The sequence below is a fragment of the Nonomuraea thailandensis genome (assembly GCF_024172165.1).
Classification (GTDB): domain Bacteria; phylum Actinomycetota; class Actinomycetes; order Streptosporangiales; family Streptosporangiaceae; genus Nonomuraea; species Nonomuraea thailandensis.
Genome location: NZ_JAMZEB010000002.1, coordinates 979,520 through 992,378, shown reverse-complemented (window position 1 = coordinate 992,378; position 12,859 = coordinate 979,520). Strand labels below are relative to the sequence as shown.

10 protein-coding genes are annotated in these 12,859 nt (G+C 73.9%); 7 read left to right on the top strand and 3 right to left on the bottom strand.

Annotation, left to right across the window (positions count from 1 at the left end; genetic code table 11):
- Positions 1-11: 11 nt before the first annotated feature.
- The 3 genes from HD597_RS08590 to HD597_RS08580 all read right to left on the bottom strand — a co-directional run bounded on the left by HD597_RS08590 (position 12) and on the right by HD597_RS08580 (position 6,145).
- Entirely contained in the window at positions 12-1,274 is a 1,263-nt protein-coding gene (locus HD597_RS08590; RefSeq protein ID WP_253759276.1) for a M1 family metallopeptidase, read from the bottom strand.
- Positions 1,271-5,101, bottom strand: a complete 3,831-nt coding sequence (locus HD597_RS08585; protein WP_253741284.1) for a Pls/PosA family non-ribosomal peptide synthetase — start codon at positions 5,099-5,101, stop codon at positions 1,271-1,273. Before HD597_RS08585 ends, HD597_RS08590 begins: the two co-directional genes overlap by 4 nt.
- Before the next feature lie 357 nt (positions 5,102-5,458).
- Positions 5,459-6,145, bottom strand: coding sequence for a GntR family transcriptional regulator (locus tag HD597_RS08580; RefSeq protein WP_253741283.1), 687 nt, complete (start codon positions 6,143-6,145; stop codon positions 5,459-5,461).
- Between the two features lie 87 nt (positions 6,146-6,232).
- On the opposite strand from HD597_RS08580, the gene HD597_RS08575 reads away from it, so the two are divergent.
- The 7 genes from HD597_RS08575 to HD597_RS08550 are packed head-to-tail and all read left to right on the top strand — an operon-like array spanning position 6,233 to position 12,858.
- Complete coding sequence (locus HD597_RS08575; RefSeq protein WP_253741282.1) at positions 6,233-7,030, top strand: FAD binding domain-containing protein; 798 nt, start codon at positions 6,233-6,235, stop codon at positions 7,028-7,030.
- An 11-nt stretch (positions 7,031-7,041) separates the two neighbouring features.
- Entirely contained in the window at positions 7,042-7,596 is a 555-nt protein-coding gene (locus HD597_RS08570; protein ID WP_253741281.1) for a (2Fe-2S)-binding protein, read from the top strand.
- Positions 7,596-8,975, top strand: coding sequence for a xanthine dehydrogenase family protein molybdopterin-binding subunit (locus HD597_RS65750; RefSeq protein WP_308210578.1), 1,380 nt, complete (start codon positions 7,596-7,598; stop codon positions 8,973-8,975). The genes HD597_RS08570 and HD597_RS65750 overlap by 1 nt, the downstream gene beginning before the upstream one ends.
- Positions 8,976-8,978: 3 nt before the next feature.
- The gene (locus HD597_RS65745) at positions 8,979-9,995 is read left to right on the top strand and encodes a xanthine dehydrogenase family protein molybdopterin-binding subunit (RefSeq protein ID WP_308210577.1); all 1,017 of its coding nucleotides are present in this window, start codon (positions 8,979-8,981) and stop codon (positions 9,993-9,995) included.
- Complete coding sequence (locus HD597_RS08560; RefSeq protein ID WP_253741280.1) at positions 9,985-10,842, top strand: AAA family ATPase; 858 nt, start codon at positions 9,985-9,987, stop codon at positions 10,840-10,842. Before HD597_RS65745 ends, HD597_RS08560 begins: the two co-directional genes overlap by 11 nt.
- Complete coding sequence (locus HD597_RS08555; RefSeq protein WP_253741278.1) at positions 10,835-11,950, top strand: vWA domain-containing protein; 1,116 nt, start codon at positions 10,835-10,837, stop codon at positions 11,948-11,950. Before HD597_RS08560 ends, HD597_RS08555 begins: the two co-directional genes overlap by 8 nt.
- A 5-nt stretch (positions 11,951-11,955) precedes the next feature.
- Complete coding sequence (locus HD597_RS08550; protein WP_253741277.1) at positions 11,956-12,858, top strand: amidohydrolase family protein; 903 nt, start codon at positions 11,956-11,958, stop codon at positions 12,856-12,858.
- The last annotated feature ends 1 nt before the right edge of the window (position 12,859 follow it).

Genomic DNA, 12,859 nt, shown 5'->3' with positions numbered 1-12,859 from the left:
CGTGCGGGCGGTCAGACCAGGTGGGGCAGCGGTTTGTCGTGCAGCCAGGCGGACAACAGCGGCCCGACCGGCCGCGGGGTGTACCGCTGGACGTGCCCGGCGAACTCCCTGGTGGTGACGGTCCCGTGCCGGTGCTCGGCGGTCCAGGCGCGCAGGGCGGCGAAGAACGCCTCGTCGCCCATGGCCCGGCGCAACGCGTGCAGGGTCAGCGCGCCGCGCTTGTAGACGCGGTCGTCGAACAGCGCCTGCTCGCCGGGGTCGGCCAGGATGAAGTTCTGCGGGAGCAGGGTGAGGCGGTGCCACCACCGGTGGGCGTGGTCGCCGGCAAGCGGGCCGCCCGACGCCTCGGACCAGAGCCACTCGGCGTAGGCGGCGAAGCCCTCCTGCAGCCAGATGTCGCTCCAGCAGGCCACGGTGAGGCTGTTGCCGAACCACTGGTGCGCCAGCTCGTGCGCGACCAGGCGCTCGCAGCCGCGTACGCCGTCGACATGGTTCCTGCCGAAGATCGACATGCCCTGGGCCTCCACCGGGATGTCCAGGTCGTCGTCGGCCACCACGACGGTGTAGCCGGCGAAGGGATAGGGCCCGAACAGCTCGCCGAACAGCGCCATCATCTGGTCCTGCCGGGCGAAGTCGTGGCGCACGCGGGCGGCCAGCCGCGGCGGACACGCCAGCCGCGCGCCGCCCTGCTCGGAGATCTGGTAACGCCCGATCTGCACGCTGGCCAGGTAGCTCGCCATGGGTTCGGCCTGCTCGTAGACCCACGTCGTGGTGCCGGCGCCGCGCCGCCTGTCCACGAGCACACCGTTCGCGATCACCTGGTACGGCGACGCCGTCGTCACGGAGATGCGGTACGACGCCTTGTCCCCCGGCCGGTCGTTGCACGGGAACCAGGACGGCGCGCCGATCGGCTGCCCGGCGACGAGCGCGCCGTCGCTCAGCTCCTCCCAGCCCAGCCCGCCCCAGGGGCTCGCCACCGGCACGGGCTTGCCCGAGTACCGCACCTCCACGACGGCCTCCCGCAGCGGCGCGGGCGGCGTGACGCGCAGCTTGTCCCGGGTGTGCGTGTACCTCGCCGGCACGCCGTCCACCGTGACGCCCGCGACCCTGAGCCGGCCGAAGTCCAGGTCCAGCGTGCCGAGGGGCTCGGCGGCCGACACCGTCAGCCGGGCGGTGCCGTCGAGCCGGTTGGCCGCGACCCGGTAGACCAGCCTCAGGTCGTAGTGCGAGACGCCGTAACGGTCGTCGCCGTGCGCGGGGAAGTACGGCGTCATCGCCACGCCGAGATCGGGTTGCCGAACCAGCGGGTCCGGCCGGGCACGTTCTCGCCGCGCATGACCAGGGAGGCCGGGCCGATCGTGGTGTCGGCGCCCACGAGCGAGGCCGGCAGCAGCACGCCGTGCGGGCCCAGCGTCGCGCCCGCCTCGAGCGTCACCGTGTCCATGCTCATGACCCGGTCGTGGAAGAGATGTGTCTGCAGGACGCAGCCCCGGTTGACGCACGCGCCGTCGCCCAGGGTCACCAGGTCCGCCTCGGGCAGCCAGTACGTGTCACACGTGACCCCATGTCCAATGCGTGCCCCGAGCGAGCGCAGCCACACGTTGAGCGGCGCGGTTCCCAGCCACGGCCGCGCGAACCAGGGCGCCGCCAGCACCTCGACGAAGTTGTCCGCCAGCTCGTTGAGCCAGACGAACGAGCTCCACAGCGGCCGGTTGCCGGCCCTGATCCGCCCGACCAGCAGCCACTTGGCGGCCGTGGCGACCGCCGCGGCGACCACGCCCGCGGCCGTCATGACCACGCCGCCCAGCGCGATCGCGGCGGCGAAGCCGTAGCGGGAGGCGAGAGCGGCGAACGCGCCGGCGGCCAGGACGGCGAGCGCGAGGGCGCACATGGCGGGCACCACGCGGAACGCCTCGACGACGGCCCGGGCCACCTTGTAGCGCGCGGGCGGGTCATAAGTGCGGTTCCTGTCGCCCTCCTCCGCGGTGCGGCGCAGCTTCATGGGCGGCATGCCGACGTACGACGAGCCGGACTTGGCCTTCTTGGGGGTCGCCGACAGCACGCCGACCAGGCCGTCCTTGGGCACCTTGCGCCCGGGGGCGGTCATCCCCGAGTTGCCGAGGAAGGCGCGCTTGCCGATCCGCGCGGTCGCGATGCGCATCCAGCCGCCGTCGAGCTCGTACGGGGCGACCATCGTGTCGTCGGCGAGGAAGGCGCCGTCGCCGACCGAGGTCATCGTGGGCAGCGCGAGCACCGTGGACAGCTCGACGCCCCGGCCCACCTTCATGCCGAGCGCCCGCAGCCACGCCGGGGTCAGGACGCTCGCGTACAGCGGGAACAGCCAGACGCGGGCCGAGGCCATCAGCCGGCCGGTGGCCCAGGCCTGCCAGGCCTGGCGGCTGTGCACCGGGTGCTGCCCGGCGTGCAGGCCGAGGCCGAGCAGCCGCACGCTGACCAGCGTGAGCAGGGCGAAGACGGCCATGCCCGCGACCGTCGCGAGCGGCACGCCGGCCAGGGCGGCGGTGAGCGCCTCGCCGAGCGTGCGCGTGCCGCGGGCGAACCAGGTCAGGACCGCGAGGGCGGCCCCGGCCGCGACGACGGGGAGCATGCTGAGCGCGAAGGCGGTCACGCCGTACAGCGCCGTCCACCAGGCGGAGCGGGCGGCCCGCTCGCCCGGCTTGCGTGACTTGCCCTGGCGGAACGCCGGCACGCCGGCCCACAGCTCGCCCGACGGCACCGCTCCGGCGACCGCCGAACCGGGGGCGACCTGCGCGTTCTTGCCGATCTTGGCGCCGGGGAGCAGCGTCGAGCGGGAGCCGACGGTGGCGCCGGCGCCGATCCGGATCTCGCCGAGGTGCAGGACGTCGCCGTCGTACCAGTGGCCGCTGAGGTCCACCTCCTGCTCGACCGACGCGCCCCTGCCCACCTTGAGCAGCCCGGTGACGGGCGGCGGCGAGTGCAGGTCGGCGTCGGCGCCCACCTGGGCGCCGAGCAGCCGGGCGTACCAGGTCATCCAGGGCGCGCTGGCCAGGTCGGGGACGCCGAGCCTGGCCGCGAACTGCTCGGCGAACCACAGCCTGAGATGGACGGCGCCGCCGCGCGGATGACTGCCCGGCCGCACGCCGCGCAGCAGCAGCCGGGCGAGCGCCGCCGACAGGCCGATGCGTCCCATGGGGGTGAGGAACGCCAGCGCGCCCAGCGCCACCCACCACCAGGACAGCGCCGGGGCCCACGGCGGCGCCAGCACGTTGCCGAGCGCGGCCAGCGGCACGATCCAGCGCATCGCGCCGGCGGTGAGCAGTGGCACCATGAGCAGCGCCTGGATCAGCGAGGCCCGCCGCGGCATGGGCGTCACGGGTGGCCGGGCGGGCTCGGGCTCGCCCCTGGTGGCCAGGAGCCCGGCCAGGCCGGCCAGCGTCGGCCGCGCGTACACGTCGCCCACCGCCACGTCGGGGTAGTCGGGGCGCAGCACGGACACCAGCCTGGCCGCCGCGAGGCTGGTGCCTCCGTTGGCGAAGAAGTCGTCGTCGGGTCCTTCGGGCGCCACCCCCAGGATGGCGGTCCACTGCTCGGCCAGCCGCGCCTCGGCGGGGCTCAGATCGAGGGACGCCGCCCGTCCGGCCAGCGGCCAGGGCAGCGCGTCGCGGTCGATCTTGCCCGAGGTCCTGGTCGGCAGCGAGCCGACCGGCGCCAGGCGCGGCACCAGGGCGGCGGGCAGCGAGTCGGCGAGCAGCTCGCGCGCCTCGCCGGCGTCGAAGCCGGGTCCGGTGACGACGTACCCGACGAGGATCTGGTGCCCGCCGCCCGCGGTGCGCACGGCGGCGGCCGCTCCGGTGACGCCGGGCAGCGCCTGTAACGCGGCGTCCACCTCGCCCAGCTCGATCCGGCGCCCGCCCAGCTTCACCTGGTCGTCGGCCCGGCCGACGAACACCAGGCCCTCGGGGTCGGCCCGGACCAGGTCACCGCTGCGGTAGGCGCGTGCCCAGCCCAGCGACGGCAGCGGCGCGTACTTCTCGGCGTCCTTGCCGGGGTCGAGGTAGCGGGCCAGGCCGACACCGCCGATGACCAGCTCGCCGGTCTCCCCCATGGCCACCGGCTCGCCCGAGTCGCCGACCACGGCCAGGTCCCACCCGTCGAGGGGCAGCCCGATGCGTACGGGCTGCCCGCCGGTGAGGGGCGCCGCGGACGCCACCACCGTCGCCTCCGTCGGCCCGTAGGTGTTCCACACCTCCCGCTCCGGCACGGCCAGCCGCTCGGCCAGCTCGGGCGGGCACGCCTCGCCGCCGAAGATCAGCAGGCGGATCCCGGCGAGGTGCTCGACCGGCCAGAGCGCCGCCAGCGTCGGCACGGTCGAGACGACCGTAATGCCCCTGCCGGCCAGCCAGGGGCCGAGGTCCATGCCCGTGCGCACCAGCGCCCTGGGCGCGGGCACCAGGCAGGCGCCGTGCCGCCAGGCCAGCCACATCTCCTCGCACGAGGCGTCGAAGGCCACCGACAGCCCGGCCAGCACCCGGTCGCCGGGGCCCAGCGGCCGCTCCCGCAGGAACAGCCCCGCCTCGGCGTCCACGAACGCCGCCGCCGACCGGTGCGTCACCGCGACGCCCTTCGGCTTGCCGGTGGACCCGGACGTGAAGATGATCCACGCGTCGTCGTCCGGCGCGGGCGGGCCGCCGCCGTCACCGAAGCCCTCGTGCACGGTGACCTCGCCGGTGATGACCGCGTCCACCGCGGCCTCGGTGAAGACCAGCTCGGCGCGCTCGTCCGGGTCGTCGGCGTCGACCGGCACGTACGCGGCCCCGGCGGCGAGCACGGCGAGGATGGACAGGTACAACTCGGCCGTCCCCGACCCGACCCGCACGCCCACCCGGGCGCCGCGGCCGATCCCCGCCTCCGCGAGCTCGGCGGCCATCCGGCCCACCTCCGCGCGCAGGTCGCGGTAGCTCAGGGACACGGTGCCGTCGTCGAGCGCGGGCGCGTCCGGGTGCAGCCGCGCCGTCTCGTCGAGGATGTCGACCAGGGTGCGGGGCGGCGGCGCCAGCACGCCGGCGGGATAGACCGCGGACGCGGCCCTGGGACGCACATCGACCGAGTCGCTACGCAAGCGCTGCTCCTTGAAGGTCAGGCGGTCGATGCCGGGCACAACATCCGCATCATCCGCCACCATCGTGGCGTTCGCGCCACCGAAGGCCCAACGGCTGCGGCGGTCACGCCTATTCCGCGCACGCGGCGGACCTCGACCTCCTGCCTCGCCGGCCCGTGCCCCCCAGAGGCTCAGTATGCTCCACGCCCGCACATCGTCCAGGACCGCGCCGCGAACAGGCCCGCCGCGGGTCGGCGCGGTCCTGGACGATGCGGGGCCGGCGCGGGTCAGTGCGGGTCGGTGCGGGCCAGTGCGGGTCGGCGCGCAAGAGCTCCGCCTGTCGGCCTGCACCGCCGCGCGCTCGCGGGCGACCCGCCCTCACGCGCTCCCGTCCTGGCGTTTCGGCATCCCGTACGGGTCGTGCGGGGTGTCGGCGTAGGCCCACTGGTGGTCGCGGGCGTGGCGGCAGGCCGTCTCGACGTCACCGGCGCGCATGACGTCCAGCAGCTCGCGGTGCTCCTCGGCGACCCGCTCCAGCTCCGGCCGGGTGACCATGAGGGCGATGGCCGTGCGCGCCTCGATCTGCAGCGCCTCCCAGGCGCGGGCCAGCAGCCCGTTGCCGCCGGCCTGCACGACGTACCGGTGGAAGCGGGCGCTGGCCAGGCCGATGCCGGGAACGTCGTCGTCGCGGGCGCAGCGGCGCATCTCCTCGACGGCCTCCGCCAGCCGGTCGAAGGGAAGGGCTCCGGCCAGCATCGCCAGCCGCGTCGCGGTCTCCTCCAGTGCCGCCCGCAGGATGTACGCCTCGCGGATCGTCTGCTCGGCGAAGGGCAGCACCCGGCTGCCGTGGCGAGGCTGGCTCTCGATGAGGCCGAGGCCTTCGAGCTGCCGCAACGCCTCCCGGACCGGGGCCTGGCTGGTGCCGAACTCAAGGGCGATCTTCGTCTCGATCAGGCGGTCGCCCTCGCCGAGCTCGCCCGCGACGATCCGCTCCAGCAGGCCGTCGCGGATCTGCCGGCTCAGGGTCGGCCGTGCGGAGCGCGGGTTACCCGTGGCTGCGGACAACAAGCCTCCTGATGCCTGAAGAGGGCCCTTGACTCTTGGATCATGCCATCTACTCTCACATTATCGATATCGATAATTGGAGCCTAGATGCTGATATCGGTTGAGATGCCGGAAAGTGCCGAGGCGGCTCACGCGGGTCTTCAGTCCGGGGCCCTCCCGCTGGGCGGCGGCACCCACCTGATGACCAGGCTGAACGACGGGACCGGCGGTGATCTGCGGCTCGTCAGCCTGCGCAGGGCGGGGCTGCGCGGCATCGACGTCGAGGGCGCCGCCGTGACCCTGGGGGCGGCCACCACTCTCGCCGACATCGAGGACGACGCCCGGCTGAGCTACCTGTCCTCCTGCGTGCGCTCGATCGCCTCGCCGCCGGTCCGCAACCTCGCCACGGTGGCCGGCAACCTGTTCGTGCCGCAGCCGTACGGCGACCTGGCGGCGGCCCTGCTCGCCCTGGACGCGGAGCTCGACGTGCTGGGCACGGGCGGCGTGCGGCGCGAGCCGCTGGAGCGGGTCGTCACGGACGGCCTGCCCGCGGGCGACCTGGTGACGCGGGTCCGGTTCACCGCTCCGGCGGAGGGCACGTTCCGCTTCCACAAGGCGAGCCGGCGGCGGCTCAACTCGGGCTCCATCGTCACCGTGGCGGCCCGGATCACGGTGGAGGACGGCGTGGTCGGCGACGTCCGGCTCGTGCTCGGCGCTCTCGCGCGCCGCCTGGTGCGGGCGACCGGCGCCGAGCGCATCCTGCTGGGCGCGCCGCTCACCGCCGAGGCCGTCGCGCGGGCGGCCGGAGCGGACGCCGTCGAGCCGTTCGACGACGCCTACGCCTCCGCCTGGTACCGCGCCCGCGTCTACCCCGTCCACCTGCGTCGTGCCCTGCTCGGGGCCTGAAGGGGGAGCGTATGCCCTCGACAATCGTCACGCTCACGCTGAACGGCACCGAACGGGAGCTGATCGCCCGGCCGTCGACGACCTTGCTGGACGCCCTGCGCGAGACGTTCGGCCTGATGGGGGCCAAGCGCGGGTGCGGGCAAGGCGGCTGCGGGAGCTGCACGGTGCTGCTGGACGGCCGGCCCGTGGTCGCGTGCCTGGTTCCCGTCGTGACCGTCGACGGCTCCAGCGTCGAGACGATCGAGGGTCTGGCCGACGGAGATCAGCTCAGTGACGTGCAGCAGGCGTTCGTCGACCTGTTCGCGACGCAGTGCGGGTTCTGCACCCCCGGGATGATCATGTCCGCCACGGCGCTGCTCGACCGGAAGCCGGATCCGACCCGCCAGGACGTCACCGAGGCGATCTGCGGGAACGTCTGCCGCTGCACCGGATACGAGCCGATCATCGCCGCCGTCCTGTCCGCCGCCGGACGACGCCGCACCACCCCACCGGCACCCGCGAAGGCCGAAACCCCGCCGGCGCCCGCGAAGGCCGGAACCCCGGCGCCCGCGAAGGCCGACGCCTGATGGGCCGCCTCACGCCGATCGACGAGGCGTACTTCAAGGACGAGCGGGCGGGCGGCTTCACCGTCATCGGCACCGCGGTCCAGCGCTCGGACGCCCGCGCCCACGTCACCGGCCGCACCGTCTTCTTCGAGGACATGACGCCGCCCGGGCTGACGCACGTCAAGATCCACCGGTCCGTCCGCCACCACGCCCGCATCGACCGGGTCGACGTCTCGGGCGCCCTCGAAGTGCCGGGCGTGCTCCGGGTCATCACCCACGAGGACGTGCCGAACAACTGGTACGTCGTGCTGCGCCTGATCGGCGTGGGACCCGACGACGAGCCGGTGCTGGCCGAGGACCGGGTCCTGTACCGCGGCGAGCCGATCGTCGCCGTGGTCGCCGAGACCGAAGAGGCCGCCCGGGAGGGCGCCGCCCGGGTCGTGGTCGACTACACCGACCTGCCCGCCGTGCTCGACGTCGAGGAGGCGCTGGCCGACGGCGCGCCGATCATCAAGCAGGCGGGCACCAACCACTTCGTCTACGAGGGGCACCACTGCCGCCGGGTCCGCTTCGGCGACGTCGAGCAGGGCTTCGCGCAGGCGGACCGGATCATCGAGGGCCGCTACAGCTCCTCCCCGATCGAGCACGCGCCGGCCGAGCCGACCGGCTGCGTCGTCGTCCCCCAGGGCGACGGCCGGCTGCGGATCCACAGCAACACCCAGGCCGCCTTCTTCACCCTCGACAACACCGCGCTCATCCTCGGCGTGCCGCCCACCAGCCTGCGCGTCGTCGGCGGCACCGTCGGAGGCGGCTTCGGCGGCAAGGTCGACGTCATCGTGGAGCCCCTCGCCTGCCTGGCCGCCCTGCTCACCGGCCGCCCCGCCAAGTACGTCTACAGCCGCGCCGAGGAGATGCAGGTGTCGTCCACCCGGGCGGCCGAGCTGATCCTCATCAAGGACGGCGTCATGGACGACGGCCGGATCGTCGCCCGCAAGGTCACCCTCTACGTGGACGCGGGCGCGTACTCCCGGCACAGCCCGTACGGCGCCACCAAGGCGGCGGCGCACATGCCGGGCCCGTACACGATCCCGAACGTCCACGTCGACTGCCACTGCGTCTACACGAACCGGACGCCGTCCAGCGCCATGCGCGGGTTCGGCGTCACGATCGGCGACTTCGCGCTGGAGTCGCAGATGGACCGCATCGCCAGGGAGCTGGGCCTGGACCCGCTGCGACTGCGGCTCGGGAACGCCTACCGGGACGGCGACATGAAGGCCCATCGCAAGATCGCCTCCGGAACGGCGCTGGTCGAGGTGATCCAGAGCGCCGCCGCCCTGGTGGGGCACGAGCTGCCACCGGAGTACCGGGCGATGTCGTCGACCGAGCGGCCGGAGGGCTGAGGCATGACGTTACGGCAGGGACGCGGATACGCGGCGGTCAACTACCCGACCGGGATGAACCTCGGCGGCGACCCGTCGCAGGCGCTCGTCCACGCCACCACCATGGGCGGGTTCGTGGTCACGCTCTCCTCGGTGGATCTCGGCCAGGGGCTGCGGACGGTCGTGGCCCAGTGCGCGGCGGAGACGCTCGGCGTCCCGATCGGGAACATCATCGTCGACACCGCCGACACCGACACCGGCCCGCACTGCATGGGCACGTTCGCCAGCCGCGGCACCCACCGGGTCGGCAACGCCGTGGTCATGGCGGCCCGCGAGGCCAGGGAGGTCCTGCTCCAGGTCGCTGCCGACGAGCTGGAGGTCGACGCGGATGACCTGGAGACCGACGGCACGGGATTCGTCCGCCTCAGAGGAGCGCCGGAGAAGAAGATCCACGTCAGCGAGGTCGCGCTCGCCGCGCACTTCCGGCAGGGCCGGACGATCTCCGGCCGGGGCATCTTCCTCAAGGAGCCGAGCACCCCGGTGCCGGAGACCGGCGAGATGGACCCGGACTCCTGCCAGGCGCACGCGTGCACGGTGGCCGAGGTGGAGGTCGACGACGAGACCGGCGTCATCGAGGTGCTGCGGCTCTACAACACCTACGAGGTCGGCCGGGCGCTCAACCCGGCCATCGCGACGCAGCAGGTCGAGGGCGGCGCCTGGATGGGCCTGTCGCACGCGCTGTTCGAGTCGACCGAGCCGTACTATCCGCACTCGCGCGAGCACGGCCCCGCCGACTTCGCCGAGTACCTGATGCCGGGGCCGGCCGACCTCCCGGCGCAGACGAGCGTGTTCCTGGAACGGCCGGCCGGCAACGGGCCGTTCGGGGCCAAGGGCATCGGCGAGATGACGGCCAACGCGCCGATCCCCGCGATCGCCAACGCGGTGTACGACGCGGTGGGCGTACGGCTGACGAGCATGCCGTTCACCCCGGAGAAGGTGCTGCGCGGCCTCGACGAGCTGCGGGCCGGCCGTGCCGGCTGATCAGGACGAGCTGGCCCGGCGGCTGGGCGCGGAGGGCTACCTGGCCGACGAGGGCCTGCTCACCGCCGTTCACCTGGCCGGCGTGCTCGGGCTTCCGCTGCTGCTGGAAGGCGAGCCGGGGGTCGGCAAGACGGAGATCGCGAACGTGCTGTCCAGGGTCCTCGGCCGCGAGCTGATCCGCCTGCAGTGCTACGAGGGGCTGGACGCCTCCCAGGCCCTGTACGAGTGGGACTACCCGAAGCAACTGCTGTCCCTGCGGGCCGCCGAGGTGGAGGGCCGCGGCGCCGGCGACCTGTACCGCGAGGAGTTCCTCCTGCAGCGCCCCCTGCTGCGGGCGTTGCGGGCGGCCTCCGGCGCGGTGCTGCTGATCGACGAGATCGACCGGGCGGACAGCGAGTTCGAGGCGTTCCTGCTGGAGTTCCTCGGCGACTTCCAGATCACCGTCCCGGAGATCGGCACCATCCGGGCGGCGCACGCCCCGTTCGTCGTCCTCACCTCCAACCGGACCCGCGAGCTGCACGACGCGCTGAAGCGCCGGTGCCTGTACCACTGGATCCCCTTCCCCGACGCCGAGCGGGAGCGGGCGATCATCCAGGCGCAGGCGCCCGGCCTGGACGACAGGAGCGCGGCCCGTCTCGTGGCCGCCGTGCACCGGATCCGCGGGCTGGCTCTGCTGAAACGGCCGGGGATCGCCGAGTCGGTCTCCTGGGCGCGCGGCGTGCAGGCGCTGGCCGGCGAGGGCTCGGACTGGCCGGAGGCGATGCGCCGCTCCGCCGGGCTGCTCGTCAAGCACGAGGAGGACCTGACCCTGGTCAGCCGCCACGCCGCGGAGGTGTTCGGTGACTGAGCCGTCCCTCGTCGTGCGCGTCCGCGAGCACGTGCACGGCTTCCTGCGGGATCTGCACGATCAGGGCCTGCGCGTGCCGGTGGCCAGGCAGCGGGTCTTCCTCCGGGCGATCGAGGCCGCCGGCCCGCGTGACGCCACGCACCTGTACTGGATCGGGGCGAGCACGCTCACCATGTCCCGCGCGGACCTGGAGGTGTACTCCCCCACGTTCGAGCGCTGGTTCGGGGAGGTCGCGGCCCGGCCCGTCCCCGATCCGGAGCTCCCCGACGAGGAGACGCCCGCGCCGCGCGGGAAGGGCGGCGAGGCTCCGTTCGCGGCGACGTCCGGCGGGGAGGCGGGCCTGGCGGCCGGGTTCGCGGAGCGCGAGAGGCGCCCGGTGTTCGGCCCGGCGAGCCAGGACGACCGGGCGGTGCTCGCGCTGCTGCGGCGGGAGCTGCGCGGCGCGATGCCCACGGTGCGCTCACGCCGTCGCCGGCCCAGCCGCCGGGGGCCGTGGATCGACGTCGCCAGGATGTGCCGCGAGTCCTGGCGCGGCCACGGCGAGATCGTGACGTTGCGGCGGCGGAACCGCCCGCGGCGGCAGCGCCGGGTGCTGCTGCTGATCGACGTGTCGGGGTCGATGAAGCAGCACAGTGCCGCCTACCTGCGTTTCGCCCACGCCGCGGTCGGATGCCTCGACCGGGTCGAGGTGTTCACCTTCGGCACCCGGCTGACCCGCGTCACCGGGCCGCTGCGGGCGCGGGAGGCCGACCCGGCCGTCGCCTCGCTGAGCGAGGTCGTCCTGGACGCCGAGGCGGGGACGCGGATCGGCCTCTCCCTCCAGGAGTTCCTGGCCAACGCCCGGTACGTCACCATGGCGCGCGGCGCCCTGGTGATCGTGCTGTCGGACGGCCTGGAACGCGGCGACTGCGAGCCGATGCGGGCGGCCGTGCGGCGGTTGTCGCTGCTGAGCCACCGGCTGTTGTGGTGGACGCCGCTGGCCTGCGACCCGGCGTACCGGCCGGTCACCCGCGGCATGTCGGCCGTGCTCGCCGATCTGGACGCGATCGCGGGCGTGCGTGACCTGCGGACGGCGTACGAGCAGGTACAGACCATGGCCAGGGAGTGATCGGCATGTCCGAGGCGTACACGGGCGACATCGTGGACTCGCACCACCACATCTGGCGGACCCGGGATCTGCCCTGGTTGTCCGGCCCGATGGTGCCGCGGATCTTCGGGCCGTACGAGGCGATCAGGCGCGACTACCTGATCGGCGAGTACACCGCCGAGGCCACGGCCTCGGGCATCGGCGAGTCGGTCTACGTGCAGACGAACTGGCCGCTGGACCGGGTCGTGGACGAGGTGCGCTGGCTGCGCGACGTGCACGCGCGGACGGGCCGGCCGACGGCCGTCGTCGCGGCGGCCGACCTGTTCGACGAGGCCGCTCCGGAGGTCATGCGCCGTCAGGCCGCGCTCACGCCCTTGGTGCGGGGAGTCCGGCAGCAGCTCCACTGGCACGAGCGCCCGGAGTTCCGGTACGCCACCGCGCCCGACCGCATGCGGGACCCGGTCTTCCGCAAGAACATCGGCGCCCTGGCCGACCTCGGCTGGCTGTTCGAGCTGCAGGTCTTCCCCGAGCAGATGCCGGACGCGGTCGCGCTGGCGGCGGCCTTCCCCGACGTCACCTTCGTCCTCGTGCACGCGGGCATGCTCATCGGCCCCGAGTACACCGAGGCGTGGCGGGCCGGGATGGCCGCGCTGGCGGAGCGGCCGAACGTCGTCGTCAAGCTCACCGGGCAGGGCACCTTCGTGCACCGGGTGGATCGCGGCCTCATCTCCTTCGTCGCCGGCGAGGTGATCGGGCGGTTCGGCGCCGGCCGGGCCATGTTCGGCACCAACTTCCCGGTCGAGAAGCTGTGGACCACCATGCCGCATCTGGTCGGCACGTGGAAGGACGCGCTGGCACACCTGTCGCCGGCCGACCAGCGCGCCGTTTTCGCCGGCAACGCACGACGGGTGTACGGGCTGGGAGGCTGAC

Excerpts from the sequence above, each read along its gene's own strand:
- HD597_RS08590 (WP_253759276.1), bottom strand. The coding sequence starts at position 1,274 with ATGACGCCGTACTTCCCCGCGCACGGCGACGACCGTTACGGCGTCTCG.
- HD597_RS08575 (WP_253741282.1), top strand. The coding sequence starts at position 6,233 with ATGCTGATATCGGTTGAGATGCCGGAAAGTGCCGAGGCGGCTCACGCG.
- HD597_RS08570 (WP_253741281.1), top strand. The coding sequence starts at position 7,042 with ATGCCCTCGACAATCGTCACGCTCACGCTGAACGGCACCGAACGGGAG.
- HD597_RS65750 (WP_308210578.1), top strand. The coding sequence starts at position 7,596 with ATGGGCCGCCTCACGCCGATCGACGAGGCGTACTTCAAGGACGAGCGG.
- HD597_RS65745 (WP_308210577.1), top strand. The coding sequence starts at position 8,979 with ATGACGTTACGGCAGGGACGCGGATACGCGGCGGTCAACTACCCGACC.
- HD597_RS08550 (WP_253741277.1), top strand. The coding sequence starts at position 11,956 with ATGTCCGAGGCGTACACGGGCGACATCGTGGACTCGCACCACCACATC.